Here is a 19,335-nt window from a genome sequence, read left to right on the forward strand (position 1 = left end):
AGAGGGTGTCTCAATTAAAAAACGAGGCACCCTCTTTCATTTTATTTTTGATGATCTGGAATCGGCAGTAATATCTTAGACAAGAAGCTATTGGGCTCGATTTGGTTAATGAAGGCAAAAAACGGCTGTCTTAGGCCGCTCTTTTCCTTAGATTTTGGGCTAATGCTATTAATCCCCACTCGATTTCGACCTTTTGCTTGCCGCGGAGCATGAATCGCCGGAAGCCGTGATTGTTTTTGATGTTGCCAAAGACCGGTTCAACATCATAGCATCGCTTCTTTCGTTTCTGGATGCCTTCTTCACTTGTTAGCAGCTGGTCAGCTTGCTGCTTTTGCCTTTCTAGATTGACATTTATCTGAATCACCCGATCGCCTTGTGACTTGTGACAAGCTCCGTTCAATGGGCAATTTTGACAGTTTCTGGCTTTGTAAAGCCTTACGGTCTGCCCAAAGCCGGTGGTTGTTTTCCTTGTCCGATCGCCTATGTAAGCCATTTTCTGACCCATCGGACAGATATAATAGTCCTGCCCCGGGTTGTAATAAAGTTTGTCGGTGGCAAATGGGTGTTTCCTGTTGAAGGCGCGGTTCTGGCGTTTGTCAAATAGGTTGTACTTCACAAAGGCAGTCACCTTCTTTTCTTCCAATAAAGTGTAGTTTTCCTCCGAGCCGTAACCGGCATCGGCAGTCAGCGATTTGGGGGCAGCGCCAAAGCTTTTCTCATGCTGTTCCAGGTGACTGGACAGCGTGTTCGTATCAGTGGTATTGGGGTGGATGGAGTAATTTACGATGAACTGATTTGAGGTTGATATCTGAACATTATAGGCAGGTTTGAGCTGGCCGTTGCGCATATGGTCCTCCTTCAACTTCATAAAGGTAGCGTCAGGATCGGTCTTGCTATAACTGTTTCGTCTACCTAAAATGGCTTCCTGCTGCTCGTAGCGGGCAATATTGGCCGGGTAATGCTTGGTCACATAACCCAGTTTGGTCTTCATTTTCTTGTCGATGTTCTCCTTTTTACCGAGCACCTGGTTAAGCGTATCGACCGTATCCTGGACTTTCTCCTTATTGATTGTGGTCAAGTCTGGCGGCTCGGGCATGTTGTCTTCGGTGGCAGCCACGCTCTGTGCATACGCCCAGATCTCAGCCAGTTGTTTTTTCATTTTCTCCTTATTGCTGGCAATCGCCTTCTTCCAGACAAATGTGTATTTATTGGCGTTCGCTTCAATTTTGGTTCCATCGGTAAATACTTCCTCAATGCTCAGATATCCTTCCTGGGCAAGCAAGCTGACCACTTGCTCAAAAATCGTCCTGAACGTATCCTTTAAACGAACGCCCCTAAAACGGTTAATGGTGTTATGATCAGGGAAGCTCATTGAGCTCAAATACATAAAGTAAATGCTCTCCTTACAAGCCGCTTCCAGCTTCCTACTTGAATAAATATTGCTCATGTAGCCGAATACAAGCACTTTTAACAGCATCTGGGGATGGTAGCTCGCCGGGCCGGTCAGGTAGTAGGCAGCATTGAGCGACTCTAAATTGATCTTATTGATCACATCATCGACCACACGTACAACGTGACCTTTGGGGACTAATTCATCTAAACTTGGGGGAAGCAGCATTAACTGCTGCTGGTGATAGGGCTTGAAATTAGGCTGTCGTCGACCCATTTTTCCTTGATTTGCTTATACCTAAAGATAATCAATTCAGAAAAATTACCCAACCATGAAAATGAAAAAAGACTGCCTCATGTGAGACAGCCTCTTCATACTACCCATTTTAACCTACTGCTAACTAATTCTTGTTAAATCTCGTGTTCTGCACCACACCATCCGAGGACTCCACTTCCACCACATACATGCCCGCCCGCAGTGGTCTTATGCCCGGCACCGATATGGTTTCCGCAGGGTTGGTATAGCTTTTCGAAAGCATGCATTTACCGCTCATATCCACGAGCCGCACCATCACGTTCCCTTCCAGCGACTCGCCGAGTTTGATATTCAGCTCGTCGGCACCGGGGTTCGGGTAAATGTTTATGCGCGATTTGGCATCCCCGGCATCGCGGTAATTCACCGCCCGCACCGCCGACCGCTCCGATTTTCCGTCAAAATCGACTTGTTTCAAGCGGTAATAGTTGATCGTGCCCATAACCGGGGTGAGGTCGTGGTAAGCGTAGCTTTGTTCCCTGGACGAATCACCGGCACCCGCCACTTTACCGATCGCTTTGAAAGCCTTGCCATCCGTGCTGCGTTCGATCACGAATTCTTTGTTGTTGGTCTCGTCGGAAGTTTTCCATTGCAGCAATGTACCTGTATTCGATTTCTCGGCCGTAAAACCGATGAGCGTCACCGGCAATGTCGTATTGCTGAACTCCACAATGGCGGCATCTGCGGCTGGTAGTGTGATGGAAAAAGTGCCCTGCACATGCGTCGCGGTCTGGCGGGCGTTTTGGGCGCCACTGAACAGCTCCCGGGTCGAATAATTATCGGAACCGCTCATTCCGGCCCGTTCCAGGCTGATGTTGAACGTCTTGGGCGTTCCGCCGTAGTTGAAGATCGCGAGGTAAGACGTGTTACCCGCGTCTTTGACAAATACTTCATTGGCCTGATTGCCGGTATTGCCTTCCACGGGCGTGAACACGATTCCGCTCGTTGCGAGGCCGAGCAGGTCTTCGTTTTGGAGTAAAGTCTGCGCTTTCGTGGTCCAGGCACCGGTGGCCGAGAAATCGTCCCCGGTAATGAGCGTGCCGGTTACGATGCCGGAAGCGAGGCGGGCGCGGTTTTCACCATCGGTTTGCGTCCCGAAAACGAGGTGGTCGGCATCGAGGTAATTGTAAATGTGCTTCTGCCACCAGCCGTAACTTGTGCTGTTCAAGGTGTATGCGGTTTCATTGATATCCTTGTACGCATCGCAAGCGATCCTGCGCATGTGTGCGTAGCGCCCGGTCGCGAGATTGGGCGAAATGGCGGCGTACACAAGCATTTTACCGTCGAGCTGGTCGGTAAGGTATTCCATTCCCTTGCGATATGCCTCCATACCGGTGTGAATGGTGTTGTCGGCATAGCTGTCCGCTTCTAGTGATGCATGACCGAGAAAATCGATTTTAATCATTTCAAAACCGCAGGCAATGAACTTGCCGATCACCATTTGTAACCGCGCTTTGGTGCCCGGATGTGTGGGGTCCAATGCATAAGCGCCATCCAGTTCGACCGGGCTGCCGTTGACCTTCGTCCAGGCATCCTGATAGTTGTAAGTACTACCTTCCATTTGCCGTGCAAACTTGCCCCAATCCACAAACGGCGCCCAGTAAATGCCCGGTTTGAAACCCTTGCTTTTGCAGTAATTGGCAAACTCCGTGAGCTCCGCAAAGTTGCCGTTCAGGCCGCCGCCCGACATATTATCCCAATAAGAATCCAGATCGATGTAAAGGGTGCTATCGCTGTTGCGGAAATCGGGCACCCCGGTGGAGAAGAAATCGACCACGGATTTTGCTTTCGGCAAATTAATCGACGATTGAATGGCGCCCCAGCTATTCCAGCCGAAAGGTGTGCCACCCGTCCAGTTGAAAATGTAACGCGGCTCGGCCAATGCATTGGCCTGTCCGAACGTATCGAACCCGGCACGCCAGTCGGCACCGTAGCTCACCATAATGCGCGGCGAGCGGCAGGCGGCTTGCCCTACCGATACCCAGCCGTGGCCACGTTTGTCGCGGGTAATGCTCTCCTGCGTCCAGCCGGCCACAACGGCCACATAGTTGGAAATACTCCTGCCCTCGCCCACGAGGTTAACCCCCGTTTTCCAGACCGAATGCTCCACCGAGCCGATTACCAGGCCCTTCCGGCTGGTGTTATCATAAATCGCACCCGCTTCCGAGCTGAAAAAATTGGCATAACGCACTTCCTTGGCATCATACCGCACCCAGGCATCGTTATCGAACGGGACGAACAACGCGCGGCGGTCAGTGTTGGAATGAATATCCACGTAATTGGACACGAGGGGCGTCATTTTGTAGGAATTCGAGCCGCTGCCCGTCAATACCAGTTCGGTGAAGAAATGCTCCTTGCCGGGATAAGTGTAAAATACCTGCTGCATGCCGATCGCCCCGCTTTTGGTCATCGTGATCACGTGCTTCGTACCGCTGCCGAATGCGTCGGTAACCGGCGAGGACGAATAGGTTCGGTTGGTAAAACCCGTACTTTCATGCACCTGGTCTGAGTTAGCGGATGCAGTGGCGTCGCCGATCACCCGCTCGTTATTGAAATACACCGAATAATACCCGTTGGTAAGGTCGTAATCAATCCGGCTGTTGGTACCGAATGCAATGCTCTGGACATTGGGCGTGTTGATCGGCGAGAATGCGATCTTGTCGATATTCGGGCCGTAGCCGTTCACATTATCGAGGCGGATGCTGTTGCTGCCCGCATTCAATGCAATGCGCACGGTGATGGCCGCCGGTGTGGACCAGCCACCCGACGCCGGGCACGAAACCGCAACGAATGCGCCGCCGTTCGGGGTTACATTAATGGTCCTCGGGTCACCGGTGCTGTATGTTACTGTCAGATTGTAAGTTCCTGCCGCAGCCACATTCACCGGGATCACCACAGCGCCGCTGCCGAGGTTCCCAACCTGGCTGCCGCCCGAGCAGCTTCCGCAGCCCTGAATGTCGGCGCCGTTGGATAGCACGCCGCTTTCTGCTTCAAAGCTCTGCGCCCACGCATTCGCCTGTACGAGCATCAGCGCACTGAGGCAAAATCCGGCCATGCTGCCGAACGGACGGCCTGGCACCGTTCCGTTCAGCATTGAAAATAGTTTTCTCATACCTAATGATTTTCAGGTTAATGTTTTCAAAAACGGAGGTTAGTACCCGGCATTCTGTTTCAATGCGCCGCCCGAGGCCTGGATTTCGCTTTGCGGGATTGGCTGCCAGTAGTTTTTGTCCTGGAATTTCCGCCCTTCCAATGCGATGATCTTCACATATTCAATGGAACCATCGGTCTTCTTTTCGGGCCGCACGCCGTAAGCAGGCACGTTTTCGGTCACGTTAGCGATTTTCCAGCGGCGCACGTCGAAGAACCTGTGCTCCTCGAATGCCAGCTCCACGCGGCGCTCGTTACGGATGCGCTCGCGCATGGTTGCCTGCGTGAGACCGGTCGGTAAATCGGGCATTCCGGCACGTTTGCGAAGCTGGTTGAGGGCGCTGTAAACGGTAGCGTCCGGACCGGAAGCTTCGTTGCGGGCTTCGGCGTAGTTCAGCAGGACTTCGCCGTAACGAATGTATTTCCAGGGCTGAGTGGCCGTTTGGTTGGCATTGCGGATCGGGTTTTGGTCATTGATAAATTTATACACATAATAACCCGTCTTGGTCGTATTCCAGTTTTCGTTACCGTCCTTGCTATCCTGCCCGCCCGGCACGAACGTCTCCACTTTGCGTTCACGGTATGCAGCGCCGTTATACAAAACGGTCATTGTCAAGCGCGGATCGCGGTTCTTGTAAGGCTCTTTCGGGTTGTAGCCTGACTTCGGATCGGTGATTTTGGTTCCGTCCATCATTTCGTAATCGTCCACCAGGTTCTGCAAAGGCGTGTTGCCTGCCCAGCCGCCGTAGCCGTTCGGGCCGTTTACGAGTTCGAGGTTGGTATGCTCGTTGGTAGGCGAATACAGCCGTATGAAAATGTCTTCCGAAGTATTATTGGTAAAAAACAGCCTGCGATAATCATTGTACAGCGAGAATGCATTCTTGTCTATTACCACTTTCGCGGCATCGGCGGCTTTCTGCCATTTGGCGACGTCGTTCTGGTCGTTGTTGTACAATGGGCTGGCCGCATACAGCAGCAACCGGGCTTTCAATGCCAACGCCGCATTCTCCGAACCGCGACCGGGGATTACCGTCGAACCCGCGAGGCCCGAAGCGGCGGCGTCGAGCTCGGTAATGGCGTAGGTGAGGCTCTCCTCGATGCTCTTGCGCTGGTAGAGTTCGGTATAATCGCGGTCTTCGAGCGAGTAAACCCTGTCGCCGATGATGGGAATGCCGCCGAAATTGCGGATCAGGTCATGGTAGCGATAGGCGCGGATAAAGCGTAGCTCGGCTTTCAGGCGCTTTTTGCCTGCTTCGCTCATCGGTACTTTGTCGAGGTTGGCGAGGCCGTAATTGCATTCGCGGATGCTCCGGTAGCCGCGTGTCCAGGTGTTGGAAATCCAGCCGGTGCGATCAGCCGCCGCATTGCCCTGCTGCACGAAATAAGTGTCGTTATCGAAATTACAGATCGACTCGTCGGTGACGGAGCTCATCCACGCATCTTCGAACCCTCTTCCGAAACCCGGCTTATCGCCCTCGGTCGAGAGCTGCACGCCCACGTAACGGCCTACTACATACGCATCGGCCAGTGCGGAATCGGCGAAGATGGCCTCGTCGGAGATGATATCGGTCGGTTTGGTATCCAGGAACGCGTCGTCGCAGGCGGTGAGGCCGGCCGCGATGCCGGTTAGTATGCTTAATATCAGTTTATTCAATCTCATGTCTTTGTCAGTTTAGAATGTCACGTTCACGCCCACGTTGTAAATCTTCTGCTGCGGGTAGAAGAACGCATTGCCATTGTCGCCTTCCGGATCGAAATCCTTCACCTTCGTGAATGTGAGCAGGTTAAAGCCGTTGGTGTAGATCCGCAGGCCGCCTAACCCGATCCTTGAAATGATTTTCGCAGGCACATTGTAAGCCAGCTCCACGTTTTTCAGGCGCAGGAAAGCGGTATTCTGAAACCAGAATGTGTTTTTATAACTTCCATTCACACCCGTACCCGTACGCGAGTCGATGCGCGGCGAGTTGCCGTTCGGGTTGGTAGGGCTCCACGCATCCTCGGCGCGCGACTGCATCACGCTGCTGAACTCGCCCGCTTCCACCACCACGTATTGCGCCACGCGCGCCTGGCCCTGGAAGAGCACATTCAGGCTGAGGTTTTTCCAGCCTCCGCCCAGGTTCACACCATAGGTAATCTGCGGCACATTGCTGAACGGCGAACGAATGCGGTCGGCGGCGTCGATCTTCCCGTCGCCATTGTAATCCTCGTATTTCAAATCGCCCATTCCGGCGCCGGAGACGTGCGGGTAAGCATCAAGCTCCTGCTGGGTTTTGAACACGCCGATGGAGCGGTACATCAAATCTGCATTGGGATTACCGAGGTCCGAGCCGAGCGGCATGCCGGTGGCGCGCTGGTAATCAAGGGTATTCGGTGCCTCGTCGATGAAGATCACCTCGCTTTTGGCATAGGCAAAGTTCCCGCCGATGTTGTAGGTAAATGCATTACGGCTGCCCGCATACTGGATCTGCGTTTCCAGGCCGCGGTTATGCACTTCGGCAATGTTCTCTTTCGGGATTTGCGCCGAACTGATACCCGTCAGCGCCGGAATGCTCACATTGCGGCTGGCAAGGATGTTGGTACGGTTCTCGAAAAACAGGTCGAGGTCGAAAGTCAGCTTTTTGAAGAGCGTCGAATTGAGGCCGACATTGTATTTTTTGGCCACCTCCCAGGTAATGTTGGGGTTAGCAAGCAAGGAGTACTGAATGAGCGGCACGTTGTTGGCATTGTTACCGGTCGAGAATGCGCCGTTGCGTACCTGGAAATTGTCGCGGAACTGGTTGGGATTTACGCGGTCATTACCCAGTTCGCCATAGGAAGCCCTGATTTTGAGATCATTAACCGCCTCACCCGTACGGAACCACGGCTCCTGCGACACCCGCCAGCCCAATGAAATGCCCGGAAAAAATCCATATCTGTTCCCCGGAGGAAACACCGAAGACCCATCGTAACGCAACTGGATTTCAGCCAGATACCGGCCGAGGTAGTTGTAATTCACCCGCCCGAACACATTCCGGCGCGAGGTGCGGTAGCTGCTGCCGCTGTTCCCGAAATCCACCGGCTGCGCACCACCCTGGCTCAGGTCGGGGAGCTGGGTAGTGATGAAGTTGTTGCGCGACGCGCTGAAAAACTCCTGCGTCTCGCGGCTCTGCTCATAGGCGATGAACGACGATAATGCGTGGTCGCCGAAGTTTCTGGTGTAATTCAATTTGATATTCCCCGTCAGCAACGCGCGGTTGGTCTGGCTTTCGTACATCTGTGCTTGCGCGGGCCCGCCAAGCACGGTGCTGTATTGCTGGGTGGTTTTGTTGTATTGGTAAACGATCCAGTTGGTTTTCATCTCCTTGGTGAATGCGAAGCTCTGGTCGGCGGAGAAGAAGCCGTCGAGCGACAGGCCATTGACCGGCAACTGGTAACTCGCGCGCAAAATGCCGTTCGAAACCGTGGTAGGGCTGTTGTTCGTCCCTGCCAATGTCGCCATCGCGATCGGGTTTTTGCCCTGCTCCACACCAGCCCCAAGTTTGCCGTCGGGATAGCGGGCGGGCAATGTGGGGTAAGTTCTGTATAAAAATTCAAACACATTACTCGCACCGAAACCGGCAATGTAGCTCCTGTTTTCCCGCCGCGTCGCCAACTGAATGCCGAAGCTGAGTTTGTCATTTACATTCACATTGACATTGGAACGCACGCTGTACTGGCGGTATTTGTTCACGCCGTCGCGGTAGAGGCCGTCCTGGTACAATGTTCCCGCGGATACGAAATAGTTGATTTTCTCGGTACCGCCGGAAACGGAAAGGTTATGCTGGTTCTGCAATGCAACCGGCTTCATCAGCTCTTTTACCCAATTGGTATTGGGGTAATTGATCGGGTCGGAGCCGTCACGAAACTTCTGGATCTCGGCGTCGCTGTAACGCTGGTTCATGCCGCCCGACGGATTGCGGTAATAGTCGATGGTGTTCAGGATTCCCGCATACGTAGGCGCGTCCACGAACTTGGGCAGGCGCGTAGGCTGCACGAAGCCCTGGTTGAAGGAATAGTCGAAACGCGGCTTGCCTGCGAGGCCTTTTTTGGTAGTAATCAAAATAACGCCATTCGCCGCCTGCGCGCCGTAAATGGCCGCGGAAGCGTCTTTCAGCACCGAAATACTCTCTATATCATTGGGGTTGAGGCGGTCGAGCCCGCCTATCGCATTGGCAATACCATCGATTACGATCAACGGGTTGCTGTTTCCGGTAGTCGCGCGGCCGCGGATCAATATGTTCGAACCATCCGAACCCGGCTCGCCCGAGCGGTTATTGGCGATTAAGCCCGGCAACCGGCCTGCAAATGAGTTGGAAATGTTCGCCTGCGGGCTGCGCGTGATTTCAGAGCCTTGCACCGTCGCTACCGAACCGGTAATATTCTTTTTGGACTGCGTACCATACCCTACCACCACCACCTCTTCCAGCGACTTCGAATCCACTTTCAAAGTCACGTCCACCACATTCTGCGCACCTACCGTCACCTCCTGCGAAAGGTAACCGACGAAGGAAAAAATAAGCACAGGCGGGCCCGCGCTCGATGGGTCTTCCGGAATATCGAGTGCGTAAGCCCCCTCTTCATTGGTCACCGTACCGCGCTGCGTGCCTTTCAGCACCACACTCACACCGGGGAGCTTGTCGCCCTTGTCGTCGATGACGGTGCCGGTGAGGTGGACGTCGGCCAGCCCGCCTTTACCGATGGTCTGTACGGCGCCGTTGGGCAGCATTTCATCGCCCATCGACACTTTGCGGCTGCGTTTGAGGATAATCTGGCCGTCGCCGGGCTGGTACTCGATCTGCAAAGGCATGAGCAGGCGGTCGAGCACGGCCGAGAGCTTCTCGTTACTGGCATTCAGGCTCACGCGGGTACGTACGGGGATAATGCTGCGACTGTACGCGAAACGCACACCTGCGAGGTTTTCGAGGCGGTCCAGGGCAGTGCCGAGCGGGATGTTTTCCGCCTGGATGCTCACGTTTTTAGCCAGCAGGTCCTGCGCATTGATATCCCTCGCATAACCGCCCGCCGCAATCATTCCGATCAGGAAAAGCTGTAAAATGGATAACCGCATAATATGGTATGCCGTCTTGCTTTTTAGAAAAAAATACATAAGTTTGAAATGGTTAATATGAACAATAGGAAGCCTTGCATCGCCGGCCAGCGATGTTCCAACAAGGTCTTCGTTCAGGATCAGGGGTGGCTCCAACACTCCTGATTTTCTTTTGAAGCGGATACTATTTCGGTGGGTTGAATTGAATCATAGGTAGGGGATTTGTTAGGTGTCTGTTATGTTGGTACTGAATGGATTCTCCTACTCCGAAGCCGCACATCCTTCTCCGCGGATCACGATCTCCTCATTTTGCATGGCATAGCGCGCGTCCACGATCTGCATCGTCATGTCGAGTATTTCCGAAAGCCTGTTCTGGTCGAATGTGGCTTTCACGCGACAGTTTTCAAGGTTAGGGTTCTCCAAACGGATCTTTACGTCAAATTTCTCTTCCAATCTTTTCACTACTTCCCCCAGCTTCGCATCGGTGAATGCCAGTGAAACAGGCTGCCACAGAGGTGCCTTTTCAGCCACAACGGGTACTTCCTCGCTGATGAGCTCGCCGGAAGCTACTTTAAAAACCGCCTGCTGGTGCGGCAACAGCGTCACTTCCCTGCCTTTGTCGGCGGTGACGGAAACCTTTCCCGTTACGACAGACACTTCGTATTCCGCCTCGCCCTTGTTGGCCCGTACATTGAAACTCGTTCCCAAAACCTTCACCTGCACCGATTCGCCATGTACGTAGAATGGCCGTGAGGGATCATGGGTCACTTCAAAAAACGCCTCGCCTTCGAGGGTAACCTCGCGGGATTTCGCGTTAAAATCCTCCTTCGTGTAGGTAACGCGCGTGCCCGGGTTCAGCCACGCCTCGCTGCCGTCGGGGAACACGTGCTTGCGGACCTGGTGGGTTTTGTTGACAGTCGAATAGGTATTCCGTCCTAGTTTCAGCAAGGTTTTATTTTGGGATAACAAAAACCAGGTCGTAAGACCGCCAACCAGCAATACTACCGCCGCGGCGTAGTTCATGAACGTTCTCAATCGCCGCACGCGCAACGGCATTACCGGCGTCTCCTGCAATGGTGACTGCCGCTGGATCTCGTCCTGTACTTTGCTCAAATGCCGGGGCTGGTCGAATGCAGCTGCCGCGCCGGTTTCGTCCGATAGGGATGCATACCATTCATCCACCTGGAATGCTTCTTCCGGTGTGCATTGGCCTTCCACATAGCGCTTCAAGAGGTCCGGCGATATATCGCGCGGCGATCCGTTTTTGTGATTCATAAAATGCTTGTAATGACCTTTTATTCCGGTCAACTATAAACAGGACGCACGGCACGCGCATATCCCTAGTGTGTTTTGAAGAAATTTTATAACAAATACTATTTGAATCCTTATTACTTTTGAACGAAGTAGAAGGATGCACCCAATGAGTAAGGCTTATCGCGATAACGACGACCTGGAATTATGGCAGCTTGCAAAGGTTTCGGACGATTCGCTGGCCTTTGCGGAGCTCCACCGCAGGTATTCGGCCCGGCTTTACGCGCTCGCAGCGAGGAAGACCGGCAACAGTGAAGTGTCCGAAGACCTCGTGCAGGACCTTTTCGTGCATTTGTGGCTGCAACGCGCCGGCATTACCATTGAGAAAGCATTCAACCTCTATCTTTTTTCCGCGCTCAAAAATCGCATTATCTCCTATTTGCGGAAGCAGATCGTGCAGCATACCATATCGCTGAACGACATCGACCTCGAAACGCTTTCGTCACAATCGGCCAACCTGGTGCAGGAATGGCTATCGCTCAAAGAAGTCCAGGAAATCTACACCCGCGAGCTCGCCAGCATGCCCGAAAAGAGCAAGCAGGTATTCGAAATGAGCCGCAGCGGCGTCCCCAACAAGGAAATCGCCCAGGTGCTCGAACTGTCGGAAAAGACCGTCGAGTTTCACATCAGCAAATGCCTCCGCCTGCTGCGCGCGAGGTTTGGCTACGTAGTGAATGTGCTGGTGTGGGTGATGGCGGGGATGTAGGCTGACCGCCGACCGCCGACCGCCGACCGCCGACCGCCGAAAGCTAGTCGTAAATGCGACGTCTCTGTTCCGTTGATTGTGAGTTCGCTTAAGTTTAACGCCGACATCATTCAAGCGATCGGCGGTCGGCCGTCAGCGGTCGGCGGTCAGCCTCGCGGCGCGGCCTGCGCGGCCCGGCCTGCGCGGCCCGGCACGCATTTTGCACGTGTAGCCGCAAACCGCTCTACCCATGTTTGAAGCTTCCGAATTGAGAAAAATTTTTATGCATGACCATCCGTTCGGCTTCCTGCTGGAAGTGGTGCTGCGGACGGTGATTATGTTTATGGTCATATTGATCGCGCTGCGGGCGTCGGGCAGGCGCGGGATCAAGCAACTTTCTATTTTTGAACTGGTCCTTATTATCGGATTGGGCTCCGCGGCGGGCGATCCGATGTTTTACGATGATGTGGGCATTCTGCCGGCTTTCGTCGTTTTTCTCGTGGTCATCTCGCTGTACATCACCGTTACCCGCCTTTCCGACCGTTTTGTAAAGATCGAAAAGCTGCTGGAAGGTAAGCCATTGTACGTCATCCGCGACGGGAAGTTGCTCATGGACGCATTCCGCGACTCGGGCCTGTCGCAAGACGAGTTTTTCGCGGAACTCCGCCTGCGCAATGTGGAACACCTCGGCCAGGTGCGTACGGTGCTCATCGAAACTTCCGGCGAGTTCAGCGTACTTTTCTATGCAGACGACGATGTTAAATACGGCCTGCCCATTTTCCCCGACGAACTACAAAACAAGCTGAACAACCACGGAAACTGCGACTACATCGCCTGCGCCAAATGCGGCGGCGTGCGGAGCGGCAAGGACGTTACCAAGCTACCAACGTGTGCGGAATGCGACGTTTGCGAATGGGTGGAGGCGTCGAATGCGAGGCGGGTTGGGTGAGGGCCTGCGGGCTGACCGCCGACCGCCGACCGCCGACCGCCGACCGCCGACCGCCGACCGCCGAAAGTTAGTTGCAAATCCAACGTCTTCGTTCCTTTGATTGTGAGTTTATGGATCCGGGTTTGATACCGCTATATTACAAGTGATCGGCGGTCGGCCGTCGGCGGTCGGCGGTCAGGCAACGCTCCGTCAGCGAACGGCAGTCCCGCAACGCACCGTCCCCGGCAACGTCCCATAATACGCCTCCTCGGCGCCCAGATCGATGAAGATGTGCTGCAATACTACGCCGGGATCGATCATGTAGACCGTCAGTTTGTGCTTTCCGGCTGGCAGCGAGGGGATTTTGAGCGTTCGTTTGGCTGAGTTGGCGAGTACATTTTGTTTCCATTCGTTGCTGCGGCCGATGGTTTTGAAATTGAATATTTTAACCGGGCCGTCGTCCACTTTGACGGCGTAGCGCATTTCGAAATCCTTGTTGAGCGGGTAAGTGGGCAGGGTGCTCACGGTAATACCTGCCGGGGTGTCGCTGAATGTGTAAAAGTCGTATTCCACCGACGGGTTAGCCGTCACGTTGGTAGTATCCAGCTTGTCGGCGGATGTATTGAATGGCAAAGCTTGCAGCGCATGGCCGTTACCCGCGAGCGCGTCCACGACATTCCAATTTCGCTCGGGCGTGTTTTTCAAGGCTGTGTATCCCGCCGCATTGATGGAGATGTACTTATCGCTGGCGACATAGCCTTTAAAATCGGGCAATGCGTTCGCGTCGGCATTGTTGGCGGTTACTTTGAAATCGTAAATGTCCTCTCCCGCTTCAACCTTTACGGTGCCGCTCAATTCGCCGATGCGGGCATTTGGCCAATCGATTTCTACCCATATCCGCTGCTCGCTTTGGGCTTCTTTGTGCCGCAATTCACCCTGTATAACACTCACTTTTATCCACGGTTCAGAGGCGGTTACCCGAAAGGTTTTTTGAACGTTTTGCGTCAGGAACACGTCGATAAACCGCTTTTGCTTGTTCCAGCGATCGAATGCCGGCAGTTTGTAGTCCCGTTTTTTAGTCGATGCCGCAAAGGTGGTATCGAGCCCTTCGGGCAATGCGCGGAATGCGGGCAGGTCCGGCGTTACGGCGAGTTTGAAATCCTCCATTTTGAACACCGGCAGCTCGCGGGGGCGCAAATCCATCATGCCTTTCCACTTGCCGTTCAGCAGTTTTTCGTTGAAATAACCCGTTTCGACTACGATTTCGGCATACGCCTGCCCCGAAAGGGTTGCATAATGCGCCGCGCTCACGCGTCCCTGCCGGGCGTATCGATACGCCTTGTCGCGGTACAGGAATTTGCGGTTCATCAGGGTCGCTCCTTTCACGGGGTAACCCACCAGTTCGAAAAATGCCGGCTGGTCTTTTTTAGCGATTTGCGATTGGATAGCGGCTGTTTCCGAAAGCAGTTTATTGTACGCATCGAGCCGCTGCTGTGCCTGGTCACCGTAATAATTGTGGTTATAAGCCGTGTTACGCACACCGGTGGTGGGTTCGGTCTGGCTCCAACCCATATACTCGGGCTTTCGCTCGAATGCGAGGTTGTAGTATTTCCAAAGCACTTCCGAAATGGGCGCGCTGTTTTTATCGCCGAAAATACCGCCCAGCCAATGCTTCAAATGTGTTTTGGAATAGGCTGGCTTTTCAAATGGTTTCACATTGTAAGCCATATCCAGGAACAGCTGCATCGCATATTCACCCGGCTTGATATCGCCGATATTCAGCACCCACAAATGCTTCGCATTCAAAGAATAGGCCTTGGTCATTTCCTCCCGCATAAGCGCGGGATGCGTGGTGTTGAGCCAGAGATAATCGTGCGGGCGGCCCCAGTACGAGGCATGGTAATACACGCCGGAGCCACCAGGGCGGTTGTTTTCGTCGTCATTACTCAATCTTTGAATATAACCATAGTTATCGTCAGGCCAGACGAGCGTAATGTCGTCCGGGACCTTCAAACCGGCGTCGTAGATTTCCAATACCTCTTTATAGGGAGTGAAAACCTGCGGCACTTTCGTAATGTCTTTGTTCACATATTTTTGCAGCATTTCGCGCTCCACACGGATGATCGTATCTAGTAATGTGACCGTTTCCGGTATTGTTTTCACCCCCTCGATCGCCCCGTCGTGCACGCCGCGCATTCCGGTAGTGTAAATGCCATTGAAACCCGCGCTTTCCTTAATCCGCAACTCCCAATATTCCTCCACTTTCTTTCGGTTGGTCACGAAATTGAAATGGCCCATGGTCTTCTCGTTCCACTCGCTCACGTTGTTGCGAAGCATGGGTTCGGCATGCGACGAGCCTACGACGATCTGGTAGTCCTCGGCGGCTTTGATGTTGCCCGGATAATGGTAAAATGCCTTCGTACTCGGGTGCATCGCCGGCCATATCAGGTTGGCTTTCAGGCGCAAAAGGAGCTCGAATACCTTTGCATAAGTCTTAGGACCAATGTCTTTCGTTTCCGGCTCGAATGTTCGGGCCGCCCACGGTTGCAGGCCCCAGTCCTCATCATTGATAAATATCCCCCTGAATTTGACCGAAGGCGATGCGGATGTGTAGTTTGAAATATCCACCGACAACGATTTCCGGCTTACGGGCACCGCATCCGCCCACCAGTACCAGGGCGTTACGCCGATTTTTTCGGAGATCGCAAATGCGCCGTAGGCTGTCCCGCGCACATCGCTGCCCGCGACGATCAAAGCCTGGCTGATGTTTTTGAGCGGTTTGTTCAAAACACGGAGCGAATACCGCTCCCACTGCCCTTTCAGCGCGGCGTCGGCGGCGTTCTTGCCGAAATGGTTCACAATCGAAGAGCCGATACGGCCGAGGACGATCACATTACCGCTGGCCCCGGCCAGGTTCGTACCCACTTTCGGCAGATAGCCGCTCACCCGCTCAATGTCCTGCGCCAGCAAATGCGCCGCGATCGAGTCGAGTTTCGGGCCGCCTTTTTGGTAGTAGACCGAGACTTTGGCGTTGGCGGTTACGAAGTCAAAGCGGGTGGCGCTGGCTGCATTGGCTATAACAATCTGGAATGCGACAGCCAGCGCAAGCCATTTACAGGTCAAAACTTTCATTGGCATTACAATAGCATGTCCCACTTTCAATGCTGAAAATTCAGGACGTTTTCGTGGATTTCCTTTTTTTCCTGCACTTTACCGGTCGTGATGTTTTTCATCGACACGTTTTTAACCGGCAGCTCTTTTTGCCCGAGGATGCGCGATTCGAATTGGACGTCTTTCGCCGAAATATCGCTCAGGTGAATGCCCGAAATCGGTGTCAGCTTACGAATTTTGGTCGGTACGAGTGTACGCCATTGGTAGAGCACGTCGGTTTCGATACCCAGCACGCCCAGATCGATTTTCCCGGCGGTCAGGTTCGAGGCGTAGATGTTTTTGACATACCCGCCCATTCTTTCATTGGTTTTAATGAAAAGCAAATGGTTCAGTTTCGCGCCATCCACCACCTCGCAATGCGAAATATCTACATTCTCGATCCCGCCCGAAAGCTCACTCCCGATAGCGACCAGTTGGTGGCCGTTTTTCACCGTCAGACTACGGATCACGATGTTTTTAGCAGGTGTTTTCAGCCGCCAGCCTTCCGGGTTCCTGCCCGATTTGATCGCGATCGCATCGTCGCCCTGGTCGAAAACGCAGTCCTCGATGAGCACATTCCGGCTCATTTCCGGGTCCACGCCGTCGTTGTTGTGGCCGTGCGCATACACTTTCAGTTTCCGGATCACCACATTTTCGCATAGATACGGATGGATCGTCCAAAACGGGCTGTTCGTGATCGTGATGCCGTCGAGCAGCACATTCTCGCACCGGTTGAACTGGATGAACTGCGGCCGCAAATGCGCGGTATCGTTCACCATTTGCCGCTCCTGCACGGGTGTATACGCCTGCGCGAGATTGTAAAGCCGCTTAATGCTCTCCATATGCGGACGCGGGCGCGCAAACCATTCCTTCCAAACCTCCATTTTCGCCCGAACCTCCCCCTCACCGGTAATCGCCACATTCTTGCATTGGTAAGCATAAATCAGCGGCGAGTAATTGTAGCATTCAATGCCCTCCCAGGTGGAATGCACGGCAGGCAGATAGTCCTCAGGCTTTTCCGAAAACAACAGTACCGCACCCTTTTCCAGGTGCAGGTTTACATTGCTTTTCAAATGCACCTTACCCGTGAGCCACTCGCCCGCAGGGATTACCACGGTGCCTCCGCCGGCTTTACTGGCTGCGTCGATGGCCTGCGCGATCGCGGCGGAAATCTTTTCTTTGTTGCCTGCTACCGCCCCGAAATCGGTGATTGCGAAACGCTTCGCTTTGCTGAAATCGGGTACTGCAATGTCGGGCATTGGGAAATGTGCTTTGATTTGCAGCTTTTTCACGGGCACATCGGGGATTTGACCGCCGACCGCTGACGGCCGACCGCCGATCGCATGTTGCGGTGCTGGTGTCTGACCGCCGACCGCTGACGGCCGACCGCCGATCGCATGTTGCGGTGCTAGTGTCTGACCGCCGACCGCTGGCGGCCGACCGCCGATCGCATGTTGCGACGTCAGGATGGCAAGTATGAGGTAGATTCTGAGAGTTTTTGGCATAGGTGGTTGTGTTGCTGTGGAATTTTGGGACGATGGTCTATGGGCCGCGGTGAGCCGTCTGCGATCCGCGATCGGCGGTCAGCGGTCGGCGGTCAGCGGTCAAAAAGCCCCCGACCGCCCCCACCCGCCTCAATACTCCGGGTTCTGCGGGTACCCTTCCGTATCCCGGTCGATTACCGACTGTGGAATAGGCCGCAGGTAATACTTCTCGCTCACACCGTTGGGATTGGTCAGTTTGGTGAGCGGGTTGTGCGCGAATGCCCTGTCGAGGCGGTGCGTACGTTTCAGGTCGAGCCAGCGCTTGTATTCGCCTGCGAGCTCGCGGGCGCGTTCGTCGAGGATGAAATCGATGTCGACATTCGCGGCGGTAATGTTCAGGTTCTGGCCGATTACCGCGGCGCGCTGACGCACTACATTCAGTTTTTCAGCCGCTTTGTCTTTTTGACCTAATTTGAAATAAGCTTCCGCTGCGAGCAGGTAAGTTTCCGCCAAACGGAACAAATAAATGTCGCGTGTAGACGAGTAAGCCTTTTCATTGTTACCGGGGAAGTTGGCCAGCGGATCGAAGAACTTGTTGATCATCGGGAACTTCATCACGCCCCCTATTCCATCGAAATCCTGCTTCCATTTATTGAAACGCACGATTTCTACATTCGGATTGGCCTGTTTCAATGCCGCTGAATCGGCTGCGGTGAAGGGCTGGTCGGGATATGGGAAATAGAAACGCAGGTCGCCTTTCTTGACGGGCTGGTTGCCGATCTTGTCGTCCTTCACGGCGTAGAATTTACTCAGAAAAGTGCCGTCGTAGCGCGAATCTTTGGCCGTATTAAAAAGGGTATACAAAAATTGCGTGGGCATGAAATCGCTTGTTCTGCGGCTGTAAGTCTGGTATTCGCCGTCGTAGAAGCCCGGCTCGCGGAAAATGCGCCAGCCGAAAAACAGGTTCTGGCCGTGACCGATGATTTTGTCCTTCAAACTCGTCGGATCGAACTGGATCGAGAAGATAATCTCGCTGTTCTGTTGGTTGGTGGATTTAAAAACATCCGCAAACGCAGGTACCAGCTTGTAGTTGCCCGCTGCGATCACTTCCTCGGCATATTGCGCGGCTTTGGTAAAATCCGCCGACCCGCCGAATGCCTTGTACCCACGCGTGAGGTGCACGAGCGAGAGCAAATGCTTCACCGCCCCCTGCGTTACCCGACCGAACTCCACCGTAGCAGCGTCCACGCTTGTCACCGATGCATTCAGGTCTTCGATCATGAAATCATAAACCTCCTGCTCCGAATTTGGTACGAAATGCGTCACAGGCGTGTTAATCTCCTCTTTTACAATAGGAACACCTCCGAAATTTTCCGCCAAAAGGTAATAGTAGTAAGCCCGGATAAACCGCACCTCGCCTACCCGCTTGTTACGCGTCGCCTCGTTCAGGCCCGGGATGCCCGATGCCTTGTTGATCGCCGTATTACACCGCTGGATACCCGCATAAAGTTTGGAAAACAGCTCCGAAACCGCCGAGTTATCCGACGAAAGCGTGCGGTACTCGTTCAGCTGCGTTGCACGCACCACGCGGTCGCCCACGGTGCCGCTCACCGGCTCGATTTCCCCGCGGGTAATGATGTCGGTACCCCAGCAGAAGAGTTTCGGATCGGTTTCGTACACATCGCGCATCGACGAATAGCAGGAGTTGATCAGTTTTTCAAAGCCCGCCGCATCCGTGTAAAAGTTTTCGCTCGTGACGCCACTGAGGTTTTCCTCGGTCAGGAAGTCCTGGCAGGACGACAGCCCCATCGCCGCCGTCAGCATTGCTATATAGATTGTCTTTTTCATAAGTATCATCAA

The 19,335-nt window shown here is 53.8% G+C and carries 10 protein-coding genes; 2 read left to right on the top strand and 8 right to left on the bottom strand.

What is annotated here, in order from left to right; genetic code table 11:
• Positions 1-130: 130 nt before the first annotated feature.
• The 5 genes from BLQ88_RS34530 to BLQ88_RS34550 all read right to left on the bottom strand — a co-directional run bounded on the left by BLQ88_RS34530 (position 131) and on the right by BLQ88_RS34550 (position 11,192).
• Positions 131-1,666, bottom strand: a complete 1,536-nt coding sequence (locus BLQ88_RS34530) for an IS1182 family transposase (RefSeq protein WP_090145524.1) — start codon at positions 1,664-1,666, stop codon at positions 131-133.
• 124 nt (positions 1,667-1,790) lie between these two features.
• Positions 1,791-4,814, bottom strand: coding sequence for a T9SS type A sorting domain-containing protein (locus tag BLQ88_RS34535; protein WP_229212983.1), 3,024 nt, complete (start codon positions 4,812-4,814; stop codon positions 1,791-1,793).
• 39 nt (positions 4,815-4,853) lie between these two features.
• Positions 4,854-6,512 carry a RagB/SusD family nutrient uptake outer membrane protein gene (locus tag BLQ88_RS34540; protein WP_090157588.1) on the bottom strand — a complete coding sequence of 553 codons (1,659 nt, stop codon included), beginning with the start codon at positions 6,510-6,512 and terminating at the stop codon, positions 4,854-4,856.
• 12 nt (positions 6,513-6,524) lie between these two features.
• Entirely contained in the window at positions 6,525-9,977 is a 3,453-nt protein-coding gene (locus tag BLQ88_RS34545; protein ID WP_090157617.1) for a TonB-dependent receptor, read from the bottom strand.
• Positions 9,978-10,178: 201 nt separating this feature from the next.
• Entirely contained in the window at positions 10,179-11,192 is a 1,014-nt protein-coding gene (locus BLQ88_RS34550) for a FecR family protein (protein ID WP_090157589.1), read from the bottom strand.
• Positions 11,193-11,337: 145 nt separating this feature from the next.
• Between BLQ88_RS34550 and BLQ88_RS34555 the strand changes: the two genes are divergently transcribed.
• On the top strand, positions 11,338-11,934 hold the full coding sequence (locus BLQ88_RS34555; RefSeq protein WP_176885191.1) for an RNA polymerase sigma-70 factor: 597 nt from the start codon (positions 11,338-11,340) through the stop codon (positions 11,932-11,934).
• 229 nt (positions 11,935-12,163) lie between these two features.
• On the top strand, positions 12,164-12,862 hold the full coding sequence (locus BLQ88_RS34560) for a DUF421 domain-containing protein (protein ID WP_090157591.1): 699 nt from the start codon (positions 12,164-12,166) through the stop codon (positions 12,860-12,862).
• Positions 12,863-13,051: 189 nt separating this feature from the next.
• Here BLQ88_RS34560 and BLQ88_RS34565 read toward each other — a convergent pair whose 3' ends face one another.
• The 3 genes from BLQ88_RS34565 to BLQ88_RS34575 form a co-directional block, all read right to left on the bottom strand.
• Complete coding sequence (locus BLQ88_RS34565) at positions 13,052-15,973, bottom strand: glycosyl hydrolase 115 family protein (protein WP_229212984.1); 2,922 nt, start codon at positions 15,971-15,973, stop codon at positions 13,052-13,054.
• Positions 15,974-15,999: 26 nt separating this feature from the next.
• Complete coding sequence (locus BLQ88_RS34570) at positions 16,000-17,496, bottom strand: glycoside hydrolase family 28 protein (protein WP_229212985.1); 1,497 nt, start codon at positions 17,494-17,496, stop codon at positions 16,000-16,002.
• Between the two features lie 129 nt (positions 17,497-17,625).
• Complete coding sequence (locus BLQ88_RS34575) at positions 17,626-19,323, bottom strand: RagB/SusD family nutrient uptake outer membrane protein (protein ID WP_090157592.1); 1,698 nt, start codon at positions 19,321-19,323, stop codon at positions 17,626-17,628.
• Between the last annotated feature and the right edge of the window lie 12 nt (positions 19,324-19,335).

This window comes from Dyadobacter soli (assembly GCF_900101885.1).
Classification (GTDB): Bacteria; Bacteroidota; Bacteroidia; order Cytophagales; family Spirosomataceae; genus Dyadobacter; species Dyadobacter soli.

Coding starts and splice junctions, on each gene's coding strand:
- BLQ88_RS34530 (WP_090145524.1), bottom strand. CDS start 1,666: ATGGGTCGACGACAGCCTAATTTCAAGCCCTATCACCAGCAGCAGTTA.
- BLQ88_RS34535 (WP_229212983.1), bottom strand. CDS start 4,814: ATGAGAAAACTATTTTCAATGCTGAACGGAACGGTGCCAGGCCGTCCG.
- BLQ88_RS34540 (WP_090157588.1), bottom strand. CDS start 6,512: ATGAGATTGAATAAACTGATATTAAGCATACTAACCGGCATCGCGGCC.
- BLQ88_RS34545 (WP_090157617.1), bottom strand. CDS start 9,977: ATGTATTTTTTTCTAAAAAGCAAGACGGCATACCATATTATGCGGTTA.
- BLQ88_RS34550 (WP_090157589.1), bottom strand. CDS start 11,192: ATGAATCACAAAAACGGATCGCCGCGCGATATATCGCCGGACCTCTTG.
- BLQ88_RS34555 (WP_176885191.1), top strand. CDS start 11,338: ATGAGTAAGGCTTATCGCGATAACGACGACCTGGAATTATGGCAGCTT.
- BLQ88_RS34560 (WP_090157591.1), top strand. CDS start 12,164: ATGTTTGAAGCTTCCGAATTGAGAAAAATTTTTATGCATGACCATCCG.
- BLQ88_RS34565 (WP_229212984.1), bottom strand. CDS start 15,973: ATGAAAGTTTTGACCTGTAAATGGCTTGCGCTGGCTGTCGCATTCCAG.
- BLQ88_RS34570 (WP_229212985.1), bottom strand. CDS start 17,496: ATGCCAAAAACTCTCAGAATCTACCTCATACTTGCCATCCTGACGTCG.
- BLQ88_RS34575 (WP_090157592.1), bottom strand. CDS start 19,323: ATGAAAAAGACAATCTATATAGCAATGCTGACGGCGGCGATGGGGCTG.